This is a genomic window from Pseudomonas sp. TMP9, from assembly GCF_037943105.1.
Lineage (GTDB): Bacteria > Pseudomonadota > Gammaproteobacteria > Pseudomonadales > Pseudomonadaceae > Aquipseudomonas.
The window spans coordinates 3,336,526-3,360,293 of sequence record NZ_CP149803.1; the positions used below are offsets into that span (position 1 = coordinate 3,336,526).

At 57.4% G+C, this 23,768-nt stretch carries 20 protein-coding genes; 9 read left to right on the forward strand and 11 right to left on the reverse strand.

Features of this window, described 5'->3' with window-relative positions; genetic code table 11:
* Positions 1-35 precede the first annotated feature (35 nt).
* Both WF513_RS15685 and WF513_RS15690 read right to left on the reverse strand, forming a co-directional pair.
* On the reverse strand, positions 36-614 hold the full coding sequence (locus WF513_RS15685; RefSeq protein WP_339080335.1) for a YceI family protein: 579 nt from the start codon (positions 612-614) through the stop codon (positions 36-38).
* Between the two features lie 63 nt (positions 615-677).
* Positions 678-1,226, reverse strand: a complete 549-nt coding sequence (locus WF513_RS15690; RefSeq protein ID WP_339080336.1) for a cytochrome b — start codon at positions 1,224-1,226, stop codon at positions 678-680.
* A gap of 303 nt (positions 1,227-1,529) precedes the next feature.
* Here WF513_RS15690 and WF513_RS15695 point away from each other — a divergent pair, with 303 nt between their 5' ends.
* Together WF513_RS15695 and WF513_RS15700 are read left to right on the forward strand one after the other, a co-directional pair.
* Positions 1,530-2,936 carry an adenosylmethionine--8-amino-7-oxononanoate transaminase gene (locus tag WF513_RS15695; RefSeq protein ID WP_339080337.1) on the forward strand — a complete coding sequence of 469 codons (1,407 nt, stop codon included), beginning with the start codon at positions 1,530-1,532 and terminating at the stop codon, positions 2,934-2,936.
* Positions 2,937-3,019: 83 nt separating this feature from the next.
* Positions 3,020-3,739: a 16S rRNA (uracil(1498)-N(3))-methyltransferase gene (locus WF513_RS15700; RefSeq protein ID WP_339080338.1), complete on the forward strand. Its 720-nt coding sequence runs from the start codon at positions 3,020-3,022 to the stop codon at positions 3,737-3,739.
* Positions 3,740-3,787: 48 nt separating this feature from the next.
* Here WF513_RS15700 and WF513_RS15705 read toward each other — a convergent pair whose 3' ends face one another.
* The 8 genes from WF513_RS15705 to pilG all read right to left on the reverse strand — a co-directional run bounded on the left by WF513_RS15705 (position 3,788) and on the right by pilG (position 17,127).
* Complete coding sequence (locus WF513_RS15705; RefSeq protein WP_339080339.1) at positions 3,788-4,258, reverse strand: chemotaxis protein CheW; 471 nt, start codon at positions 4,256-4,258, stop codon at positions 3,788-3,790.
* 31 nt (positions 4,259-4,289) lie between these two features.
* On the reverse strand, positions 4,290-5,309 hold the full coding sequence (locus WF513_RS15710; RefSeq protein ID WP_339080340.1) for a chemotaxis protein CheB: 1,020 nt from the start codon (positions 5,307-5,309) through the stop codon (positions 4,290-4,292).
* Positions 5,306-12,634: an Hpt domain-containing protein gene (locus WF513_RS15715; protein ID WP_339083621.1), complete on the reverse strand. Its 7,329-nt coding sequence runs from the start codon at positions 12,632-12,634 to the stop codon at positions 5,306-5,308. Before WF513_RS15715 ends, WF513_RS15710 begins: the two co-directional genes overlap by 4 nt.
* 33 nt (positions 12,635-12,667) lie before the next feature.
* The gene (locus tag WF513_RS15720; protein WP_339083623.1) at positions 12,668-13,525 is read right to left on the reverse strand and encodes a CheR family methyltransferase; all 858 of its coding nucleotides are present in this window, start codon (positions 13,523-13,525) and stop codon (positions 12,668-12,670) included.
* A gap of 69 nt (positions 13,526-13,594) precedes the next feature.
* Positions 13,595-15,640, reverse strand: coding sequence for a methyl-accepting chemotaxis protein (locus WF513_RS15725; protein WP_339080341.1), 2,046 nt, complete (start codon positions 15,638-15,640; stop codon positions 13,595-13,597).
* 84 nt (positions 15,641-15,724) lie between these two features.
* Positions 15,725-16,261 (reverse strand): chemotaxis protein CheW, encoded by a 537-nt coding sequence (locus WF513_RS15730; protein ID WP_339080342.1) that lies wholly within the window; start codon positions 16,259-16,261, stop codon positions 15,725-15,727.
* Between the two features lie 45 nt (positions 16,262-16,306).
* Positions 16,307-16,672: a twitching motility response regulator PilH gene (gene pilH / locus WF513_RS15735; protein ID WP_296131446.1), complete on the reverse strand. Its 366-nt coding sequence runs from the start codon at positions 16,670-16,672 to the stop codon at positions 16,307-16,309.
* A gap of 47 nt (positions 16,673-16,719) precedes the next feature.
* Positions 16,720-17,127, reverse strand: coding sequence for a twitching motility response regulator PilG (gene pilG / locus WF513_RS15740; RefSeq protein WP_339080343.1), 408 nt, complete (start codon positions 17,125-17,127; stop codon positions 16,720-16,722).
* Positions 17,128-17,366: 239 nt separating this feature from the next.
* On the opposite strand from pilG, the gene gshB reads away from it, so the two are divergent.
* The 7 genes from gshB (at position 17,367) to WF513_RS15775 (ending at position 23,204) form a co-directional block, all read left to right on the forward strand.
* On the forward strand, positions 17,367-18,329 hold the full coding sequence (gene gshB / locus WF513_RS15745; protein WP_339080344.1) for a glutathione synthase: 963 nt from the start codon (positions 17,367-17,369) through the stop codon (positions 18,327-18,329).
* Between the two features lie 56 nt (positions 18,330-18,385).
* Positions 18,386-19,282, forward strand: coding sequence for an energy transducer TonB (locus WF513_RS15750; RefSeq protein WP_339080345.1), 897 nt, complete (start codon positions 18,386-18,388; stop codon positions 19,280-19,282).
* Between the two features lie 84 nt (positions 19,283-19,366).
* Complete coding sequence (locus WF513_RS15755) at positions 19,367-19,936, forward strand: YqgE/AlgH family protein (protein WP_339080346.1); 570 nt, start codon at positions 19,367-19,369, stop codon at positions 19,934-19,936.
* Positions 19,936-20,373, forward strand: a complete 438-nt coding sequence (gene ruvX, locus WF513_RS15760) for a Holliday junction resolvase RuvX (RefSeq protein ID WP_339080347.1) — start codon at positions 19,936-19,938, stop codon at positions 20,371-20,373. Before WF513_RS15755 ends, ruvX begins: the two co-directional genes overlap by 1 nt.
* 32 nt (positions 20,374-20,405) lie before the next feature.
* Positions 20,406-20,912, forward strand: coding sequence for a bifunctional pyr operon transcriptional regulator/uracil phosphoribosyltransferase PyrR (pyrR, locus tag WF513_RS15765; RefSeq protein WP_339080348.1), 507 nt, complete (start codon positions 20,406-20,408; stop codon positions 20,910-20,912).
* 10 nt (positions 20,913-20,922) lie between these two features.
* On the forward strand, positions 20,923-21,933 hold the full coding sequence (locus tag WF513_RS15770; protein ID WP_339080349.1) for an aspartate carbamoyltransferase catalytic subunit: 1,011 nt from the start codon (positions 20,923-20,925) through the stop codon (positions 21,931-21,933).
* Positions 21,933-23,204 (forward strand): dihydroorotase, encoded by a 1,272-nt coding sequence (locus WF513_RS15775; protein ID WP_339080350.1) that lies wholly within the window; start codon positions 21,933-21,935, stop codon positions 23,202-23,204. Before WF513_RS15770 ends, WF513_RS15775 begins: the two co-directional genes overlap by 1 nt.
* 148 nt (positions 23,205-23,352) lie before the next feature.
* Here the strand turns inward: WF513_RS15775 and WF513_RS15780 are convergent, their stop codons facing one another.
* Entirely contained in the window at positions 23,353-23,751 is a 399-nt protein-coding gene (locus WF513_RS15780) for a TM2 domain-containing protein (protein ID WP_339080351.1), read from the reverse strand.
* Positions 23,752-23,768: the final 17 nt, after the last annotated feature.

A 23,768-nucleotide genomic window follows, 5' to 3' on the forward strand; every position in this document is an offset into this window, starting at 1 on the left:
CATAGGGTTCGCTGAGCTCAACCCATCCTACGGGGTTACTGGCGAATGCCTTCAACTGAGATGATCAACTCAACGTCCTGAGACGCGGGGCCGAGGTCTTTCTGAATGTCGAAGTCTTTCAATTTCAACAGGGTGCTGCCCTCAAAACCGGCGCGGTAGCCGCCCCATGGGTCTTTGCCTTCGCCGATAAACTTCGCCGCAATCACCACCGGCTTGGTCACTCCGTTGAGTGTCAAATCACCGGTGATATCGGCCGTGCCTTCCCCAGTGGACTTAACCGAAGTGGACGCAAAGGTGGCCGTTGGGTGCTCACCGACATTAAGAAAGTCATCGCTGCGCAGGTGCTTATCGCGCTCGGCGTGGTTGGTATCAACACTGGTGGTATTCAGCGTGACGTTGACCTTACTGTCTTGTGGCGTGGCGGCATCGAAGCTGAAGCTACCATCGAAATCTTTAAAGGTGCCATACAGCCAGCTGTAGCCTAGGTGGCTGATCTTGAAGTTAACGAAGGCGTGCTGGCCCTGCTTGTCTATGGCGTAGTCAGCAGCCATTGCCTGACCGGCGCCCATCAATGCGCCGCCCAATGCCAGGGCTACGAGGGTTTTCTTCAACATGGGCAATCTCCTTGTGATTGAGGGATAGGGCGTAAGCATCCGGCCCCGATAACAGCTGGACAGTCACTTGCGACCGAGCATTCGCGTAAGCGTCCGGTCGCGGTCAATAAAATGGTGCTTGAGCGCCGCCAGAGCATGGATGCCGGCGAATATCACCAGCACCCAGCCAAGGTATTCATGCACCAGGCCGGCGATATCTTCCTGGTTAGGGATACTGGTCAGGGTCGCTGGCAGCTCGAACAAACCAAACACTTCGATACCGCGGCCATTGGCCGTGGAAATCAGGTAGCCGGAGATCATCAACACAAACAACCCAACATACAGAAAGCTATGGCCCAACTTGCTGGCCAAGCGGGTCAACCGCCCGTGACTGGGCAGGCTGGCGGGTGGCGGGGTGAACCAGCGCCACAACACACGCGCCAACATCACCACAAACAGCAGCACACCGATGCTCTTGTGCAGATCCGGGGCGGTTTGATACCAGCCGCTGTAGTAGTCCAAGCCAACCATCCAAAAGCCCAGACCAAACAGGCCGAACACGGTCACTGCCACTGACCAGTGCAGCACGATGCTCAACAGGCCGTAGTGAGAAAAGCTATTGCGCCATTGCATTGCAGATGTTCCAAAAATAAGGGCTTGGTGCATGAGTAGGGCAAGGTTAGCAACAAATCTATCGACTAAAAGCGGAAATTTTCGCTTTGAAATATCGAGAAATACGATGCGTCGCTTAACCCTCACACGCGGACTTTTTAATCTATCAGCGCCCGGTAACGTTCTGCCCCCAGGCTGCAAGAGCCATGATAGAGCGCCCAGGCAAGCAACCGAAGTAATCGCGGGCAGTTGCGCCGACCCTCCACCGCTGTGCTTCTGATAGGCTTGGCGCTGATGAGTGAACACCTGGGGATGAGTAAAGCGATGAGCCTGAATGACCAGTGGATGCAACGTGACCTGAAAGTACTCTGGCACCCCTGCACACAAATGAAGGATCACGAGCACTTACCACTGGTGCCGATCAAGCGCGGCGAAGGGGTGTGGCTGGAGGACTTTGACGGCAAACGCTATATCGATGCCGTCAGCTCTTGGTGGGTCAATGTGTTTGGCCACGCCAATCCGCGGATTAACCAGCGCATCAAAGATCAGGTCGACCAACTGGAGCACGTGATTCTTGCAGGCTTCAGCCATCAGCCGGTGATCGAGTTGTCCGAGCGCTTGGTTAAGATGACGCCAGCGGGCCTTGACCGGGTGTTTTATGCTGACAACGGCTCCTCATGCATCGAAGTCGCCTTGAAGATGAGCTTTCATTACTGGCTCAACGTCGGCAAGCCCGCAAAAAAACGCTTCGTCACCCTGAGCAACAGCTACCACGGCGAAACCATCGCCGCCATGTCAGTGGGTGATGTTGCGTTGTTCACCGACACCTATAAAGCGCTGCTGCTCGACACCATCAAAGTGCCCAGCCCGGATTGCTACCACCGTCCCGAAGGCGTGAGCTGGGAGGACCACTCGCGCCTCATGTTCACCCACATGGAGCAGACCCTGGCCGAGCATGGCCATGAGGTCGCTGCGGTGATAGTCGAGCCCCTGATCCAGGGTGCGGGCGGCATGCGCATGTATCACCCCATCTACCTCACGCTGCTGCGTGAAGCCTGCGACCGTTATGGCGTGCACCTGATTCACGACGAAATCGCCGTCGGCTTCGGCCGCACCGGCACCATGTTTGCCTGCGAACAAGCCGGCATTCGTCCGGACTTCCTCTGCCTGTCAAAAGCCCTCACCGGTGGCTACCTGCCACTGGCAGCGTGCCTGACCACTGATGAGGTGTATCAGGCGTTTTATGACGATTACTCGACCCTGCGCGCCTTTTTGCACTCACACAGTTACACCGGCAACCCGTTGGCCTGCGCAGCAGCCTTGGCAACCCTGGATATCTTTGAGCACGACAACGTGATTGAGGCCAACAAAGCCCTCAGCGCCCGCATGGCCAGTGCTACCGCGCACCTAGCCGACCACCCGCATGTCGCTGAAGTGCGCCAGACCGGAATGGCCTTAGCTATTGAGATGGTGCAGGACAAAGCCAGCAAAACAGCCTACCCCTGGCAGGAGCGTCGCGGCCTCAAGGTTTACCAACACGCCCTTGAACGCGGCGCGTTGCTACGCCCATTGGGTAGCGTGGTGTATTTCCTGCCGCCTTATGTGATCACTCCCGAGCAAATCGATTTTCTCGCCGAAGTGGCCACTGAAGGCATCGACATTGCTACCCGCTCCTCGGTCAGCGTAGCGCAAGGCAATGCCAACTACCCGGGCTTTCGCGACCCAGGTTAAGCCTTCCTAAGCAAGCGGCTGTATGCGCTACGTGGCAGGCGTTAAACTTGGCGCCCTAACCGTGCTGCTGCAGCGATTAATCCATGCGCCTCTCTCGTTTTTTCATCGATGCACCCTTGTCCCTCGGCCAGCAGGAGCTGCCAGAAGCCCAAGCCCATTACATCGGCCGCGTACTGCGCCATGCGGTGGGCGATGTGGTGCAGTTGTTCGATGGCAGCGGCCAGGAATTTCGTGGTGAGTTAGTTGAAGTAGGCAAGAAAAACGTGCGCGTCGAGTTGCGTGAAACGCTTGAAGGCTTAGCCGAATCGCCGTTACAGATTCACCTAGGCCAAGGCTTATCACGCGGTGAGCGGATGGACTGGGCGATTCAAAAAGCCACCGAATTGGGCGCTACTGAAATCAGTCTAATCGTCAGCGAGCGCTGTGAAGTACGCCTAAAAGATGAACGCGCAGACAAACGCATGGCGCATTGGCGGCAAGTGGCGATTAGCGCCTGCGAGCAATGTGGCCGTTCGGTGCTGCCCATTATTAATCCGCCAATCAGCCTCACCGAATGGCTGGAGCAGGTTTGCGCTGACTTAAAGTTAGTGCTGCACCCGGTAGCCGAACCGTGGGCAAAGCACCCGCAGCCCGCCAGCCTGGCCTTTCTAATCGGCCCTGAGGGCGGGCTCAGCGATAACGAAGTCAGCCAAGCCAAAGCCCAAGGCTTCCATGCTGCGCGCCTCGGCCCTCGCGTATTGCGCACTGAAACAGCGCCGGTGGTGGCGTTAAGCGTGGCACAGCAGTTGTGGGGCGACTTCTAATCCCTATAAAAAAGCCCGCTATCGCGGGCTCTATTATGGCTGTTTAACTTAGATCAATCCGGCGTCGGCTAGCTTCTGTTCCAGCCCGACCAGGTCCGGAATTTTCAACACGGCCTCACCAAACTGCACCGCATCCAACTCCAGTGGCGACAACGCAACATCTGCGCGCAGCAGCTCGGCACCGACCTTGATCGAGCGCGGAATCCCCTGCACCAACACGGCAAAAAATTTCACGGCAGGACGACCGCCGAGGGCGTTGATTACCGCTACCCGCGAGCCGGGGCTAATTGTCGGCTGACCATCGGACGCGGCCTCGAACGACAACAGCGGCAGACGCAGATCACGCCACGCAATCTGCCCCAGGAACCAACTGGGCATACCTTCACTGACGTGCGGTGCACGAAAGGGGATCAGCTCGGCAACAGCGACGTTGGGCAACAGCAGCGTGCGGTCAGACAGCGGCATTAACAAGCCGGTCAGGCTGTTGCTGCTGTTTTGAGTGACGACGGCTTGGCTCATAAAAATATCCTGTACAGGGCGCTGCCCCGGGTTAACGGCACTGCTCGGCCAGATGATTGACCAGGGCGGCGGCCAGCTCACGCGGATCACCGCTGAAACTGCTGTAACCCCCCTCACGCAAACTGTCCGGCATGCTTGGGCAAACGCAGCTGTCAGCGCGCTGAGTCCAAATCAAACCACCCTGACGCAGCACATAAGCCGCTGCGGCGCTGCCATCACTGCCCATGCCGCTAAAAGCAATCACGCCACTTAATGCGCCAAAATGCTGAGCCAAATTAAGCATCATCTGATCAATTGACGGGCTGTAAGGTTCTGGCCAACCACGGTCGGTGACTTGCATCTGCCCCTCATCACTGAAACCCAGCTCGTAACTGATCGGCGCAACGACCACTTCACCGCAGCGCAGGGCGTCGCCGTGGCGCGCCAAATTAACATGCCATTGGCTGTGCCGGCCCACCGCCTGCGGCAGCGTGGCCTCAAAGCTGGGATCGATATGCTGGGCGTAGATAAAGGCGACCGGCATGCCGCCGGGCAACGCATCGAGAAACGCTTTAACAGCTGCTGGGCCGCCCAAAGAGGCCGCCAACAACCAAACTTGACGCGCCGGCTCACCCGCCACCAGCGGGGTGTCCGCCAGCGCAGCAGGCAAATCCAAACGCGACGGGCGTTGCGCTTCGGCGAGTAAGGCTTCCAAGGTTGGACCAACAGCTTGCGACGGATCGCCAACCAGCTTTTTCAGCTTGCCGAACAACCGCCGCTCCCAGCGCGGGTAGTTTTCTGAGTGGCGCTCGGGCGCGTGGCCTTCACCAAACAGCACCGGCGCCAACGCATTTTCCATCAGGTTATCGATCAGCGGTGAGTCATCCGATTGGGCCAGATCGACCAACCACAAGTCCGTCTCGCAAGCGTTCAGCGTTTCCTGATCGAGGCGCGCGGGGTCCGTATTCATCACCACCTGATAGCCGCTGCCGGTCAACGCTTGCTGCAACACATGGCGCTGCAGCGAGGTGTCGGCAATGACCGCGATACGAGCTGCAGTTTTCTCAGTCATGTGCGGTTTACCGGGCGACGTCCCACCAGCTTCTGAATGGTTTCGAGCAACAAGGACTCTTGGTAAGGCTTGCCCAGGTAATCATTGACGCCGATGCTCATGGCGCGCTCACGGTGTTTCTCACCGGTACGCGAGGTGATCATGATGATTGGCAGGTCTTTCAGACCCTCATCGTGGCGCACTAGGGTGGCCACTTCAAAGCCATCCATACGTGGCATTTCAATATCCAGCAGCATGATGTCGGGTTTGCGCTCCTGCAGCTGGGAGATGGCATCGACACCGTCCTTAGCCGTGAGCACGTTCATGCCATTACGCTCAAGCAAACGGCTGGTGACCTTGCGCACGGTGACCGAATCATCAACCACCATGACCAAGGTTGGCCGATCCGCTTCAATCTCAGCAGCGGTTGCCGACTGCCGGAGCTGACGCGGTTGCAACTGAGTGAGCAAGTGCGCATGCAGCACGCGGATGGTCGCCAGCAGGTCAAGAATCACCACCACGCGACCGTCACCGAGGATGGTCGCACCAGAAATCCCATGCACGCCAGCGAACTGCGGGCCGAGACTCTTCACCACGATCTCACGCGAACCAGCCAAGGAGTCTACCTGCACGGCCACGGCATGCTCTTTAGAGCGCACCAGGATTACCGGCAGGGGCAAACTCTGCCCCACAAGTTTTGGTTGCTGCCCGTTGTTCAGCAGGTCACCCAAGTAGCGCAGCTCATAGCTTTGCCCGGCGTACTCGAAGCGGGGTGCATCGGGGGCGTAATAGGCTTCCAGCTCGAACGGTGAAACCCGCACGATACCTTCAATGGTGTTCAACGGGATGGCATACAGGTCTTCGCCCGACAGCACCATCAACGCACGGTTGACCGACACGGTGAATGGCAGACGAATCGTGAAGGTTGTGCCGCTGCCGGGCTGCGACTCAATGCTCATCGAGCCGCCGAGTTGCTTCACTTCCGAATGCACCACGTCCATGCCCACACCACGCCCGGAAATCTGCGTGATTTTCTCCGCCGTGGAGAACCCTGCTTCAAGAATAAACTGCAGGACTTCGTGGTCGCTCAGGTCCGCGTCGGCGTCCATCAAGCCACGCTCGATGGCCTTGCGCCTGACCGCTTCCAAGCGAATGCCACCGCCGTCATCGGCAAGGGTGAGGACGATATCACCGCCCTCACGACCCAGTGCCAAACGGATGGTGCCCTGTTCCGGCTTACCAGCTGCACGGCGTACATCGGCGGCTTCGATGCCATGGTCGACGGCGTTACGCAGCATATGCTCCAGCGGCGCGACGATGCGCTCGAGTACGGTACGGTCCATCTCGCCGTCGGCGTTGCCGACCACAAATTCAACCTGCTTGCCCAGCTCACCCGAAATCTGCCGCACGATACGGCGCAAGCGCGGCACCAAGCGGTCGAAGGGCACCATGCGCGTGCGCATCAGGCCTTCCTGCAGCTCGGAGTTGACCCGCGCCTGTTGCAGCAACAAGGTTTCTGCATCGCGGTTACGCGCGGCCAGCGTTTCCTTCAAATCGAGTAAGTCGGACGCCGACTCAAACAGGGCACGCGAAAGCTGCTGCAACTGTGAATGACGGTCCATTTCCAACGGGTCGAAGTCTTCGTAACCCATGCGCTCGGCTTCAGCCTCGATTCGGCTAAGAATTTGCGCTTGGGTTTCGGTATCGAGGCGGCGCAACTGATCACGCACACGATCGATAGTCGCTTCCATTTCACTCAAGGTGAAGCCGAAGTCGCTGACTTGCTGCTCGACACGGCCGCGGAAGATCGACGTTTCACCGGCCAAGTTGACCAAGCCTTCGAGCAATTCGGCGGGTACCTTGACCAACTCTTGAGGCGCACGACGCGAAGCGGCTTCCTGCGCCGCTTCTTGTGCCCGGCGCACAAACGGCAGCACCTTAGCCACCAACTCCTGCGCCGGCATGCTGCTAGCCGCAACAATTGGCACGCTCAGCTCGGGTAGACGAGTAACCGGCTGGGCAACTGAGGCAGGTGTTTGCGTGCTCGCCATGTCGGCTAGCGAACTGTCATTAAGGCGTTGGCGCAGCGCATCAAGTTCCTGCTGCAAACCTTCAAAGCCCGACTGCACGTCAACAAACAAACTCTGCGGCCAGGGCGCCCCTTGGGCTTGTGCCTCAGTCAGGTGCTGCTCAAGGCTATGGGTCAGGTCACCCAAAGCTTTCTGTCCGGATAACCGCGCGCCTCCTTTGAGGGTGTGCAGAATGCGCAACATATCGTCGATAGCAGCGGTATTTTCACGGTCATCTTCCCAGCGACCGATGGCCACTTCCATGGCCTCCAGCAGGTCATCACCTTCTTCCAGGAAAATATCCAGAATATCCGCTTCGCCGTCGTCATCTTGCTGCGCGTCAGCGGCCCTGAGTGCAACCGCAGACGGCATGCTGAGCTGCTCATCCGGGTTGGCGCGAAACCGCTTGATGGTGTTAATCAGCTCATCACCACTGGGCACGCCGCGCGTGTCGCGAACGGCCTCAAGCATCTCGGCAAGGCTGTCGTGACATGCCTGGAGCAAGGTGAAGAGGTCTTGGCTGGCACGCAAACGGCCCTGACCAAGATCTTCATAGAGGAATTCCAGCTCGTGAGCTAAATCGCCGATTTCACGGATTTCGGCCATACGCGCGCCACCCTTGAGGGTGTGCAGGTCACGTTGCAGCGACTCCAGCTCGAGGCTGTTATTAACGTCGCCCATCCAACGTTGCAGCGCTGCACCCGCGCTGTCGATGATGTCGAAACCTTCCTCAAGGAAAATCTCCACCAGCTCAGGATCACGGTCATCGCTTAGTACTGCAGGCAGGGCTGCGATTTCTGGTTCAAATTCAGGTTGCCATTCGGGCTCGATATCCGTGACCGCGGTAGATTCGCTCTCGGTATCAAGATCAATTGATGGCGGCTCGTCGAACGCCATGGCCGACAACTCGATCGCCTCAATTTCCTCAGGTTCAGTCTCTGACGGCTCGCCATCTGGTCGATCCTGCGGCATGTCCGCAAGCATGCCAAAGTCGATTTCTTCTGCAACCTCAGGCTGCTCAGAGGGTTCTGATTCAGCAAGATCGAGGGGTTCGAATACCTGCTCAAGGTCGGTTTCAGGCACGATGGCTGCAAAGTTCTCCGCAACACCTTGCCCCCCGGCCTGACGAAAACTGCGGATCGCTTCAATTAACTGCACCGGCGAGGGCATGGCGGTGCGTGCCTGCAGCTGCTCAAGCAGCTGCGCCAGGCTGTCATGACTTTGCTGGAGAAGCGCCGCTAGCGGCTGCGAGAAGCTGTAACGGCGATCAACTAAGCCTTCATACAAGGATTCAAGTTCGTGGGCGAGATCACCAATGGGGCGAATCTCAGCCATGCGTGCGCCACCCTTCAGGGTGTGCAAGTCACGCTGCAACGATGACAGGGCGGCCTTATTGTCTGAATCAACTGTCCAGCGCTCTAGCGCTTGGCCAGCGCTTTCTAAGATATCGACTGCTTCCTCTAGGAAGATCGACACCATTTCTTCATCAAGTGTTTCGTATAGCGCACCCGCTGGCGGCTCAAGCAACGGCTCAGTGACAGGCTCAACTGACGAAGCGCGCTCTTCAATTGGCGCGGTGTCCAGCTCAAGTGGCGCATCAAATTCATCGATGCTGAGCGCTTCAAGTGCGGCCGTGGCGTCAGCCAGTTCGACAATATCGAGACCCGAGGTACCGTCGTTGGATAGCAGCGCCAGCTTACTGGGGTCCAGTGCCTCCATCATTAAGCTACGCAGCGCCGTCACGCGCTCAGGCGCAGCACTGACCTGCAGGCCAGCCGCCACTTGGTCCATCATGCCTATCAGCACTTCATGGGCTTGTTCGGCTTCGCTAAAGAAGCGTTCGCTGACCGCTAGGCGACCTTCTTCAACCGCACCATAAAGGTCGAGTAAGGCTTCACATAATTCATCGATCTGCGGCAAATCAGCCATTTCGGCGCCGCGGCCAAGCGTGGTCAATTCATCTAAGAGGGAACTGAGTTCTTGGCGCTCCGATGGGTGATCGCGCCAGTTGCGCAGCAGGGCTTCCGCATCCAGCAAGATATCCATGCCTTCTGCGAGGAAGATGCCGATCATCTGCGGGTCGCGCTTCTCGCCTTGGTCACCCTGACGGCTGCTTTCGGCGTGATCAAGGCGTTCGTTGTGCAGTTTCTGCACACACTCAAGAAACTCAGCAGCGCCCGGCAAAATAGCCAGTGGCTGACTTTCAAGCTGCTCAAGACCCAAACGGAAAAGCTTCTCGGCGCGGCTTAACAACTCCGCTTCAGCCAAGTCCATAGGAATTAGGTTGGCTTTGAATTCTTTGACCATTTTTTCCAGTGGCGAAGCAATCTCAGCCACCGGTAGGATGCCGGCCATTGAGGCACTGCCCTTAAGAGTGTGCAACGCACGCTGCAAATCATCAGTCACCGGCTGCGGTAACTCTTGAGCACAGTCTGCTAAGAAGCCCACCAACGTATCGAGGTGCATTTCCGCTTCATTACGGAAAATCTCCAACAATTGTGGGTCTAGACCCTCTTCATCTGCATCGGTATAAGTATCGATGATAGCGTCTGGGCTGCTAACGAGCGTCTCGGCTGACTCAACAGGCGCGTCGGATTTTGCCAGTCGCTGGCCTTTAGCCAAGGCGTGCGCCGTCGCAGCTAAATGATCAACATCGTCACGCTGACGCTGTGCTTTATTGGCAAATTCATCGACCAAGGCCGGCATCAAGCTGACTACATCAGCGATCACCTGCTGCACCTCAGCATCAGGTTGAATGCTGCGGTCGAGCACGCGGTTGAGTAGGTTTTCAATCGACCAGCCCAGCTCACCAATAACCAACGCGCGCACCATACGACCACTGCCTTTGAGCGTGTGGAAGGCGCGGCGTATTTCGCTCAACGCTTCTTTGTTGTCAGTGTCTGCACACCATTGCGGGAAGTATTGCGCGATGGTCTCGAGCACTTCACCCACTTCTTCGATAAAGACCTCCATGAGTTCTTCATCAATCGGTTCTTCATCGGCCGGAGGCGGCAGAAGGCTGGGCGGCACGTCATGGGCAGGGGGATTAATGGCTTGCACTGGAGCGGCCATAACATCGGCCATCGACAGTTCTTTTTCCGCAACGGGTAGCGTGGCCGCATCAGCTAACGGCGCACTGGGCAGGTCAACCTCAGGCAAGTCCAGTGCGGCCAGCTCGGCCTCATTCCAATTAGCCGGGCTGTCGTTTTCATCCAACTCGAAGCTACCGAGCTGCAACTCCTCGCCAGCAAAAGGTTGTTGTTGCTCACTCTCAACCAGCGGTAAAGCGTCAGCATCCACCCCATCAAGATCGAAATCGATTAACTCAAGATCTGCTTCGTGTATCTCGCTCGCCCATTCGGCGTCAGGCCGCGGCGGTTCAATAGCTGTTGAGCTCAGGTCCGCAAACTCGGCACTGAAGTCATCCGCCAAATCCAGCTCAGGTGACTCTTCGACGGCTGGCGCAGGGTTTAACTCGATCTCGACAGGTGACTCTGCTTCAGCGCTGAGCACCTCAATGTCGTCGAGCGGATTGGACAATGGCGCGAAGCTCTCAGCGATTGGCTCGACGCGGTCCAGGATGGATGGCTTTTCTTGCAGCGGGTAGCCAAGGCTTTCGAGGCTTTCCTCGGCCACATCGAGAATCAAATCGCCCTGAGTCGCATGGTCTTCGCTCAGGCGCTCGAGGTAGTACTCAACGCTGGTGATGGCGTCCGCCAGGGTATCGAGGCTTTGCCAATTGGGCACAGCTTTACGCGCCAGCAACTGTTCTTGAATATAACGGGTGCACACATTGAGTAGATCAGCTGCGCGCTGCAGCGGAATCATCGCCAGACCGCCGCGCACCTGAGTCAATAACTCGGGCACACGGGCCAAGTGCTCATGGTTCCACTGCGAAGCGATAAATTCGATGATTGCGTCTTTGGCCTGCTCCAATCCATTGCGCGCTTCTTTGATCACTAGCTGGTGAATCTGCGCAACGTCAGTGATGGGAAGATGACTCTCTTCACGGCCACTGTCCTGTGCGGGGCCGACCATGCCGGCCAAGGTAGCCTCGACATACAACAGGGCACCGGCAATATCCATCAGCACCGCATCGCTGGGCTCGCCCTGGCCTTTGGCTAGACCATTGATCACATCAAGCTGGTCAGCTATGACTTTGCGCGGCTGACCGAACCCCAGCACAGCAAGGGTGTCGGCAATTTGCTTGAGCGGCGCGGCAAGCGCGTCTAGGTCTGATACTTGGGTTCGATCACTGCGTACAAACAGGTCGAGACTGTCTTTCACTCGCACCAGTTCTTCACACAGCGCGGCGACCACTGAGCGCATCGCGTCACGGTCTGGACCGGCCAGCCGGGCACGCTCTTCGTCGACAATATCGTCATCGGGTAAGGCGTCGTCGAGACGATATTGGTCTCTGAGATTACGCACGCGCGGTGACTGAGCCGTGGACTTGGCCACGTAGAACAGCAGGTTTTTACTCAGCTCATCAGGTGCTGCTTGGTTAAGCCCCTTTGCACCCTGCTCGAGCAGGCGTTTTAATTCCTTATCCACTTGGCGCAACAGTGTGCGCACAGACGAACCGTTAGCCACGCTGCCATTGGCAAGACCTTCGACCACACCGGAGGCGATCTGCCATAAGGGCCCGAGAGGGGAGTCTTTGCATAGGTTTTCTAGGCGGGCAAACACGCGCGCCATGTAGCCCAGATTGGCCGGCAGGTCCTGATTACGGATCACCCCAACCAAGGCCATTTGCAGCATCTGGCGCAGCTTGCGTAACAGCCCTGGCAGCTCAGCGGTACTCAATTGCGCAATCGATTCATTCGACAGCGCTGCGTTACGGCCGGACATATCCGGGGCAAACAGGCTGGTTTCCGAAAGCAGTTTTTCCCCGCGCGCTGCGCGCAGGTCGTTGAGCAGTGGTAACACGACCATAGGCAGGTCGCGGCGCGCCGTTTGGATGCGATCGAGGTAAACCGGCAGCTGCAGAATTGACTGCATCAGCACTTCCAGGGCTTCACCCTGATTGGTGACGCGCCCATCAATCAGCGCGCCCGCCAGCTGCTCCATTTCCTCCGCTAGCAAGGCGGCGCCGAAAAACTCGACCATTTGCAAGGTGCCGTGCACCTGGTGCACATAGGTCTGGCAGAAACGCATGCGCGTGGCATCCTGGGGGTTCTCGACGAACGCCTCCAGCGCCTGACGTGCCTGCTTCAGGGTTTCCGCGATCTCGCCCTTGACCCATTCAAGGGCGACATAATCGTGCCGATCACCCATAGCCACTCCACTCATAAACTTGGCTCTTCTGCCTTATCCCTTGCGGGTAAACGCCAGCACTCGCTCGTCGGCCACCGGGATCAAATCCGGGTGCTGCCAACCTGCTATTTCGCCCACTCCCACCACCAGCAAACCTCCAGGCACCAGACGCTCGGCCAGGCGGTTGAGGATCTCGCGGCGGCGCCAGCGACGAAAATAGATCAACAAGTTCTGACAAAAAATAACGTCCATACCGGACATGGGTGCTTTGGCCAGCTCGAGTACATTGAGCCGGGCGCAACACACTCGCGCTGCCAAACTCGGCAGCACTTTGAAACGACCGTCGTCTTGAGCCAAGAAGTAGCGCTGGCTTAGATCGGCCTCTAAGTGTTCTAAACGGCGTGCGCCATATTGGCCGTCACGCGCCTTGCTCAAGGCGTTCAGGCTGATATCAGTGCCTGTCACACCAAAATGCTCCGGGTAATCACTGTTACGCAGCACTTCTGCAGCGCTGATCCCCAGTGAATAAGGCTCTTCGCCGCTGGCGCAGCCTACGCTCCAAAGCGCCAATGGCTGCGTCAGACCCCGCTGCAACCGCTCACGCAAATAATTCTCGAGCAGATCAAACGACGGCCGATGACGAAAAAAACGGGTTTCCTGCACAGTCAAACGGTCCAGCAGCGTCGACCACTCCACTGCACCGCGAGGGCCATCGGTTACCTGCTGGTAGTAGGCGGCGTAATCAATTACACCGAGCTCACGCATGCGCGCACTCAGATTGGTTTGCAAAAACGCTCGCCGTCGCCCATTCAGAACAACCCCGGTACGCTCCTCAAGCAGCATCTGCCAGTCGCGAAATTCCTTGACTGTCATGTCTGCCAAAGGCTGCAAGGCCCAAACGCCTGACTGCATGTCGTGCCCCTCGCTAACGGCCATAAACCTCTGTGCAACAGGCTTTTCAGCCTGTCACGCAGCGGCTGATTAGGCCTGCTCACCACCCGGCAAGGTAAAACCGGATACCGACTTACGCATCTCACTGGCCATTTTGGCCAAGTTACCAATGCTCTTGGCGGTCGCGGTGGTACCGGACGAGGTTTGCGAGGTGATTTCCTGGATCACGTTCATCGTGTTGGAAATATGACCCGCCGAAGACGCTTGCTGGCGGGCGGCATTGGAGATGTTCTGGATCAAGGCCGCGAGGGTCTTGGATACCTTCTCAATCTCTTCCAGAGCCACCCCGGCGTCTTGGGCCAGACGCGCACCGCGTACCACTTCAGAGGTCGTTTGCTCCATCGAGATTACGGCTTCATTGGTGTCGGTCTGAATCGTCTTAACCAGCGCTTCGATCTGCTTAGTTGCAGCAGAAGAACGTTCTGCAAGGCGTTGTACTTCGTCCGCTACTACGGCGAAGCCTCGACCTGCATCACCCGCCATGGAGGCCTGAATCGCAGCGTTCAGTGCAAGGATGTTGGTCTGATCAGCAATGTCGTTAATCAAGCTAACGATGTCACCGATCTCCTGGGACGATTCACCGAGCCGCTTAATTCGCTTGGAGGTGTCCTGGATCTGCTCACGGATGTTATCCATGCCGGTGATGGTGTTGTGCACCACCTCGTTGCCCTTGTTGGCGATGGCTACGGAACGCTCTGCTACCGCAGAGGACTCCGAGGCGTTCGCAGATACCTGGTCAATCGACACAGCCATTTCATTAATTGCCGCAGACGCGCCAGCAATTTCCTGAGCCTGGTGCTCAGAAGCCTCAGCCAAATGCATCGCCGTGGCTTGGGTTTCTTGGGCTGCACCGGCTACCTGAACAGCGGTCAGGTTGATCGTTGCGACCAGATCACGCAGCTGGTCGATGGAGTAGTTGATGGAGTCAGCAATGGCACCTGTAAAGTCTTCGGTTACCGTCGCCGCCACCGTCAGGTCACCGTCGGCAAGGTCAGCGATTTCGTCGAGCAATCGCAGAATAGCTGTCTGGTTGCGCTCGTTTTTCTCGGCAGTAGAGGCTAGGCGGCGGTTGGTTTCACGTACCATGACTAAGCCAATCAGAATGATCGAACCCAGCGCCAAGGCACCAAGTACGTAACCAATCAGGGTGTTGATGGCACGGCCCGTGGCCAGATCATCAAAACCAACAGCCAAGTTTGAAGCCTTGTCCAACAGCGTCTGCGACACGGTAAAGATGACGTTGGCCGACTCCCGCACCTGGAACAGCTCAGGTGAGGTTTCGAGAATTTCATCCACCGAACCAGAAACGAATTCAAACAGCTCGGAAATTTCTGACAAGCGCTCAAGGGCCTCATCGTCGCTCACTTGAGCGATTTCCATGGCAGCGTTGCCTTCCAGCATTGCGCTCAATACGCGGCCGAACAAGCTAGCATCACGACCGAACATGTCGGCGGCTTGCACCGAGTCTTGGTCACCGGCCAGTACCTTGTTAACCGAACCGAGGATACGTTCGGCCAGCAAAGACTGACGCTGAGCAACCGACACCTGAGCCGCCGGCGCACCGCTTTCGAGCAGGATGTCGACTACCTCTTCGTACTCAACCTGCAGCTGCGGAATGGTTTCCGCCAGCGTGGCTGCTACTTGGTGCAACGACAGTACAGTCTGTTCGTTAGCCAAGATGGCGTCAGTGTTCTGCCGCAGCGTATCCCAGTCCTGTTGCACCACAGCGATCTGAGGCTGCAAGGATTGCGGCGCTGCGGGCAGCCCGCTTTCCTCGTTACCGTCGGTCAGATAACCCCAGCGAGTCTGGAAGTCGTTGCGCGCTTCGCGTAGCAAACTGAACGCTTCAGCCGTACCTGCCGCCGCTTCCGTGGAGTTTTTCGCAATACGCTGAGACAGCACGCGCAACTCACCGGCGTGACCGATGTACTCCGTGTCGTAGTTGGATTGCGTATTGATGTAGGCGAAGTTGGCGAACAACAACACGATCGAAACGATCAGGACAATAAACAGCCCTGCAATCAACGAGCTGCTACGCGCGCCTGCTAACAATTTACCTGCATTTATTTTTTTCATTTACTGGCCCCCGCCTGGACCGACCGCACTACGGTTCTCATGTAACGCCAAAAGGCCGGCAATGCCGACCCAACCGATAAACTGTTAATACGCCACGTCGAGAAAACCCGAGTTCTGGGCCAGCGCGTGTGGGCTGAACACCAGCCAGGGCTGTTCACGTTGAAATACTCCGTGGATGAAAGGTGCGATGGACGCCTCGAGCGGCGGCAGCTGCTCAGTGAAGGTGTCCACAGGGAAATGCTGCATACCAAACACTTCGTCGACTGTAAGTCCGGCGAAGACGTCTTGGTGGTCAACCACCAAAACACGACGTTTTTTACGCAACGGCGACAGCTCGCTGCCGAAAAAGCCACACAGGTCCATCACCGGCAGCAGACGCCCGCGAACGTTGGCCACGCCCTTTACCCAGTGTTTAACACCGGGCAGCAAGGTATGGCGCGGCTCATGCAGAACCTCACCCACCTCACCCATGGGGGCGACGAAATAACGCTCACCCATACGAAAACCGATACCGCTCCACGTTTGCACGACCGCTTGCTGCGAAGGCAAGCCAGCAGCCAGCGACCGACAAAGTTTGTCGATATCAAGAAGGGTTTGAAAAGGAGTTTGCGCGTCCGACATGCCAACTGCGGCCTTATTTTTATTTAATTGCGGACTGAATCGGTCTTAACCAGCCAATACCGCATTCAACGTTTTAACGAGGGTGTCTTCATCAACCGGCTTGGTCAGGTAATCCTTGGCGCCTTGGCGCTTGCCCCAGACCTTGTCGGTTTCCTGATCTTTAGTGGTGACGATGATTACCGGTATATGGCTTGTCTCTGCGTCTTTGGTGAGCTGGCGGGTCGCCTGAAAACCATTAAGACCAGGCATTACGATGTCCATCAAAACCGCGTCGGGCTTTTCCTGACGCGCCAAAGCAACGCCATCAGCACCGTTTTCCGCCTTCAGTACCTGATGGCCATGCTTTTCCAACATAGCAGTCAGCTTGTACATTTCAGTCGGCGAGTCATCAACAATCAGAATTCGAGCCATGGTGTTTCCCACTACCTTAAATAGATACCCAGCTAATCAGCTAGGCATCAGGACGATTGTTCCACCGGTACAAAGCCAGGCACATGGGCTTTGATCGCACCGAGCAACTCTTCTTTGCTGAAGGGCTTAGTCAGGTATTGATCTGAGCCGACGATGCGCCCCTTAGCTTTATCGAACAGGCCGTCTTTAGAAGACAGCATGATCACCGGAGTGGATTTAAAAGCGCTGTTGTTTTTAATCAAGGCGCAGGTCTGATATCCGTCAAGCCGCGGCATCATAATGTCGACAAAAATGATGCTTGGATGAGTATCAGCGATCTTTGCTAACGCATCGAAGCCGTCAACTGCGGTAATTACTTCGCAGCCCACTTTTTTCAGCAGGGTTTCCGCGGTACGACGAATCGTTTTCGAATCGTCGATCACCATCACCCTCAAACCCTCGGAATGCTGTTCCATGTTTGCCCTACCATCGCCTCGGTGAATCGTTATTTTACGTTTTATCAGTGCGCTTGAGGCCCTGTCACCGACGGGCTACGCCCCAATCGTTTGGCCTTTTTAGCACACTCTCCTGATGCAATCTATAAGCCGCGACGGCGCAAGGTTTTTCCTTGACCACCCGACTTGTCAGCGCCACCCTGACGCCACATAAAGCCTCAGCACACTTTAATCGCTGCCATTTTACGGAGAACACCGCCATGAGCGTCCGCCTCGGCATTGTCATGGACCCCATTGCCCAGATCGCCTTCAAGAAGGACAGTTCGCTGGCCATGTTGCTCGCCGCTCAAGCGCGTGGCTGGTCCCTCTTCTATATGGAGCAGAAGGATCTTTACCAAGCTAAAGGTGTAGCCCGCGCCAAAGTCGCAGCGCTTACTGTATTCAACGACCCACAGCGCTGGTTCGAGCTGAGCACTGAGGAGGACGTTGCGTTAAGCGAGCTGGATGTGATCCTGATGCGCAAGGATCCGCCATTCGATAACGAGTTCGTCTACTCCACCTACCTGTTGGAACAAGCCGAGCAAGCCGGCACATTGGTGGTTAACCGCCCGCAAAGTCTGCGCGACTGTAATGAAAAGTACTTTGCCACCCAGTTCAGCCAATACACCCCGCCGACTGTGGTCAGCCGAAGAGCGGACATTCTGCGCGAGTTTGCCAAAGAGCAGCGTGACATCATTCTCAAACCCCTCGATGGTATGGGCGGATCGATGATATTTCGTCATACCGAGGGCGATCCCAACCTTTCAGTGATTCTTGAGACCCTGACCAACCATGGCCAGCAACAAATCATGGCTCAAGGCTATCTGCCGTCAATCAAGGATGGCGACAAGCGCATTCTGATGATTGATGGCGAGCCGGTGCCCTATTGCTTGGCGCGTATTCCGGCGGCTGGCGAAACTCGCGGCAACCTAGCCGCTGGCGGTCGAGGCGAAGCCCGTCCGCTGACCGAGCGCGACCGCGAGATCGCCGCCGCTGTTGGCCCAACATTGCGTGAAAAAGGCTTGCTGTTTGTCGGCCTGGATGTGATTGGCGAGCACCTGACCGAAATTAACGTCACCAGCCCAACCTGCATTCGCGAAATCGATAATGCTTTTGGTACGCACATCGGCGAACAACTGATGGATGTGATCGCTCAGAAGCTCAATGCGCGCAGTGCTTCATAGACTTTTCCATGCGCCCTCGGCAGACTGCGCGGCATGCTCAGCAGGCCCACTATGCAATGAATGCAGCAACCCAACCCCCTGAACTTTCCAGCGCCGGCGTAGAGCCGGCGGATCGCTTGGGCTTTACCTTGTTTCTCGCAGCCGTACTGCATCTCGCGTTGATTCTCGGCTTGGGTTTCACCCTGGCCGAGCCAAGCCAAATCAGTAAAACCCTGGAAATAACCCTCTCCACCTTTAAGAGCGAAGACAAGCCCAAAGATGCCGATTTTCTCGCCCAGGATAACCAGCAAGGCAGCGGCACCCTAGAACATAAGGCCGCGCCAAAAACCACTGAACAGGCGCTGTTTCAAGACAGCGAAGTCAAGCGTGTAACGCCGCCCGCCGCCCCACAACAACCGGCGGTGCGCCAGCAAGCCCCCAAGGCTGCCGTTGCCACTCGCGCGCCGCAACAGCAGAAAACACCGGTTAAACGCGAAGCAGCCAAACCCACGCCGCAAGCACGACCTGCCCCGGTGTTTGACAGCGCGCAGCTGTCTTCAGAGATCGCAAGCTTAGAAGCCGAACTGGCTCTGGAAGTGCAGCAATACGCCAAGCGCCCGAAAATCCATCGCATCAATGCTGCTTCGACCATGCGTGACAAGGGGGCTTGGTACAAAGATGAATGGCGCAAAAAAGTCGAGCGTGTCGGCAACCTCAACTACCCGGATGATGCACGGCGCCAAGGTATTTACGGCAACCTGCGTTTGCTGGTGTCGATCAATCGTGACGGTACGCTTTATGAAGTACTGGTACTGGAGTCGTCCGGTCAACGCCTACTCGACCAAGCCGCCCTGCGCATCGTGCGTTTAGCTGCACCGTTCGCACCGTTCACCGGCGATTTAGCCGATGTTGATCGCCTAGAGATCATCCGCACGTGGCGCTTCGAGCGCGGCGACCGGCTGTCGAGCAACTGAGCGCTCACAAGAAAGTCAGCCGCTGCAATGCCGGCTAAACGTTTGAGGCTTGAGGCTTGCCGCCCAAAGCTCCAAACTACCCCCATGAAAGACGCCAGCCCCAGCTACCTTAAGCACCATTTCCTGATTGCCATGCCGCACATGGCCGATCCGCGTTTTGCGCAGACCGTCACCTACCTAATTGACCATAACGAGCATGGCGCCATGGGTTTGGTGATCAACAAGCCCAGCGGCCTCAGTTTGGCTGATGTGCTCGAACAACTGCGCCCCGATGAAGAGCCGCCGGTGCTGTGCCAAAGCCTGCCGATTTTTACCGGTGGCCCGGTACAAACGGACCGCGGCTTTGTCCTGCACCCCAGCGGGCCGCAGTATCAGGCGACGCTGGATTTAGGCGAACTGGGCCTGTCGACCTCACAAGACGTGTTGTTCGCCATTGCTGACGGCAGCGGCCCCGAAAAATACCTGATCACCCTTGGCTACGCTGGCTGGGAAGCCGGGCAACTGGAAGCCGAGCTGGTTGATAACGCTTGGCTGACCTGCCCGGCCGATCCCAGCATCCTCTTCGAGCTGCCTTACGATCAGCGCTTAAAAGCCTCCGCCGCCTGCTTGGGGGTCAACCTCAGCCTGCTTACCTCACAAGCTGGGCACGCCTGATGGCCGAGACCAAACCTCTGCGCCTGCTGCTCGGCTTCGATTACGGCAGCAAACAAATTGGCGTGGCAGTGGGTCAGATCATCACCGGCCAAGCCCGTGAACTGTGCATCCTCAAGGCACAGAACGGCGTGCCGGATTGGTTGAAAGTCGAAGCGCTGCTCAAAGAATGGCAACCCGACGCCATCGTTGTCGGCCTGCCCTTAAACATGGACGGCAGCAAGAGTGAGATGAGCGAGCGCGCCGAGAAGTTTGCCCGCCGCCTAAACGGCCGCTTCAATCTGCCGGTGCATACCCACGACGAACGTCTCACCACTTACGAAGCTAAAGGCCAGCGTTTGCACCAAGGGCAAAACAGCGGCTACCGCGAACGCCCTGTCGACGCCCTAGCCGCAGCGTTATTGCTGCAAGGCTGGCTTGAAGAAAACTACCCGGGCTGATCGCCTAATTTGTGTGCTCCTGGAGTGTTGTCATGCGCTTACCCAACCCAGCCGAATTGCTGCCGCAAATGGCCGCCGCCCTGACCAGCCACCTGAATAAGCGGCATATCAGCGAACCGCGCTTTATCGGCATCCGCACCGGTGGTGTCTGGGTTGCTCAAGCACTGCTGAAGGCATTGGGTCGCGACGATGCACTGGGTATTCTCGATGTGTCGTTCTACCGTGATGACTTTACGCAGAACGGCCTGCACCCGCAGGTGCAACCGTCCGAGCTGCCGTTCGAGGTTGAAGGCCAGCATCTGGTGCTGATCGACGATGTGCTGATGAGTGGCCGCACTATCCGCGCCGCACTCAACGAATTGTTCGACTATGGCCGTCCCGCCAGCGTAACCCTGATCAGCCTGCTCGATCTGGATGCCCGTGAACTGCCGATCCGTCCTGACGTGGTGGGCGCGACCCTGTCGCTGGCTGCCGATCAACGGGTAAAATTGTCCGGCCCAACGCCGCTGACCCTAGAACTCCAGACGCTTGCCAACTGAGACTCGCCCGATGACGCCCCTAACCGCCAAGCGCTCGCTGCAGCTGAATGAACACGGCCAACTGCGCCACTTTCTGTCCCTCGACGGCCTGTCCCGCGAGCTGCTGACAGAAATCCTCGACACCGCCGACTCCTTCCTCGAAGTGGGCGCACGGGCGGTTAAAAAAGTCCCGCTGCTGCGCGGTAAAACGGTGTGCAACGTATTTTTCGAGAATTCCACACGCACCCGTACCACCTTCGAGCTGGCGGCCCAGCGCCTCTCAGCCGACGTAATCAGCCTCAATGTATCGACCAGCTCGACCAGCAAAGGCGAAACCCTGTTCGATACCCTACGTAACCTAGAGGCCATGGCGGCGGACATCTTCGTGGTGCGCCACGGCGATTCCGGCGCGGCGCACTTTATCGCGGAGCATGTTTGCCCCAACCTGGCGATCATCAACGGCGGCGACGGCCGCCATGCGCACCCAACCCAAGGCATGCTCGACATGCTCACCATCCGTCGTCACAAAGGCAGCTTTGAAAACCTTTCGGTGGCCATCGTTGGCGACATATTGCACTCGCGCGTAGCGCGTTCAAATATGCTGGCGCTGAAGACACTGGGCTGCCCAGATATCCGCGTGATTGCGCCAAAAACGCTGCTGCCAGTCGGCATCGAACAATACGGCGTTACCGTTTATAGCGACCTGGCCGAGGGCCTTAAGGACGTCGACGTGGTGATCATGCTGCGTTTGCAGCGCGAGCGCATGACCGGCGGTTTACTGCCCAGCGAAGGCGAGTTTTACCGCCTGTTCGGCCTGACTGAAGAACGCCTAAAACTGGCCAAGCCCGACGCGCTGGTGATGCACCCGGGACCGATCAATCGCGGCGTTGAAATTGAGTCCGCGGTGGCCGACGGCCCGCAATCGGTGATCCTCAACCAAGTCACCTACGGCATCGCCGTGCGAATGGCTGTGCTGTCCATGACCATGAGCGGCCAAAACGTGCAACGCCAACTCAATCAAGATGCCGAGGAGCAGAACTGATGCGTACCCGTATCCTCGGTGCCCGCGTGATCGACCCCAGCAGCGGCTTTGACCAGGTTGCCGATATCTTTATCGAAAGCGGCAAAATCAGCGCTATTGGCCAAGCGCCAATGGGCTTCGTCACTGAACATGACATCGACGCTCAAGGGCTGGTCGCCGCACCGGGGTTGGTCGATCTAAACGTCGCCCTACGCGAGCCGGGTTACAGCCGCAAGGGCAGTATCAGAACAGAAACTCTAGCGGCGGCGGCGGGCGGCGTTACCAGCGTGTGTTGCCCGCCTTTTACCAAACCGGTATTGGATACCCCAGCCGTAGCCGAGCTGATCCTCGACCGCGCCCGCGAGGCCGGGCACACCAAAGTGTTCCCCATTGGCGCCTTGAGCAAAGGCCTTGAAGGCGAACAATTGGCAGAACTGGTTGCGCTGCGCGACGCCGGTTGCGTGGCTTTCGGTAATGGCCTGAATAGCTTTCGCAACAGCCGCACCTTGCGCCGCGCGCTGGAGTACGCCGCCACCTTCAACTTGACCGTGATCTTCCACTCGCAGGATCACGACTTGGCAGAAGACGGCCTGGCCCACGAAGGCGCAATGGCCAGTTTCCTCGGCCTGCCGGGCATTCCGGAAACGGCGGAAACAGTGGCGTTAGCCCGTGATCTGTTGCTGGTTGAACAGACCGGCGTGCGCGCGCATTTCAGCCAACTGACCAGCGCCCGTGGCGCGCAACTGATCGCCGAAGCTCAGGCACGCGGGCTTTCGGTAACGGCCGATGTGGCGATGTATCAGCTAATCCTCACTGACGAAGCACTCGAAGGCTTTTCCAGCCTGTACCACGTGCAGCCGCCGCTGCGCTCTGCGGCTGACCGTGAGGGCCTGCGAGCAGCGGTCAAAAGTGGCGTCATTTCGGCCATCTCCAGTCACCATCAGCCGCATGAACGCGATGCCAAGCTGGCCCCTTTTGGCGCTACCGAGCCGGGCATCAGCAGCGTGCAATTGCTGCTGCCATTGGCGATGAGCTTGGTCCAGGATGGCCTGCTCGACTTGCCTACCTTATTGGCACGCTTAAGCTGCGGTCCGGCTGATGCCCTAAGCCTGAAGCTTGGTCGCCTTAAGGTCGGCGCGGCGGCGGATGTGCTGCTATTTGACCCACAAGCGTCGACGCTGGCCGGAGAAACCTGGTTTTCGAAAGGCGCTAACTGCCCGTTTATCGGTCACTGCCTGCCCAGCGCAATACGCTACACCCTTGTAGAGGGGCGAGTCAGCTATCAGGCTTGACCCGCCGGGAAGCGACAAAAAATTAAAGCCCGCTATAAATAAAATCCCGCCTGAATGAGCGGGATTTTTCACTTAAGCAAAGGCTAGACGGCTTCCTCGCCCCTCCAGAAAAGGCCAGAGAGAGGTGCAACCCTCAGGCTGGCAACATTTAGCCGTGCTGAGCGTTTTTGATCGACACTTGGGTATTTAACGTCCAGAAGTCATACAGTACACCGACCAGAAACAGGCCGCCGGTGCACAGGTAGATGATCCCGGTAATCCACTTACCTTGGTACATGCGGTGTACACCGAAAATGCCGAGGAAGGTCAGTAAAATCCAAGCCACGTTGTAATCCGTGTCACCCGCCGTAAAACGCAGGTCGGCCTCACGATCCATTGCCGGGATCAAGAATAGATCGACAATCCAGCCAACAAACAGCAAGCCAAGGGTGAAGAACCAGATGGTCCCGGTCACCGGCTTGCCATAATAAAAGCGATGGGCGCCGAGAAAGCCAAAAATCCATAGCAAATAGCCGATGAATTTGCTGTGCGTATCCTGTGACTGCATATGCGTGACTCCAAATG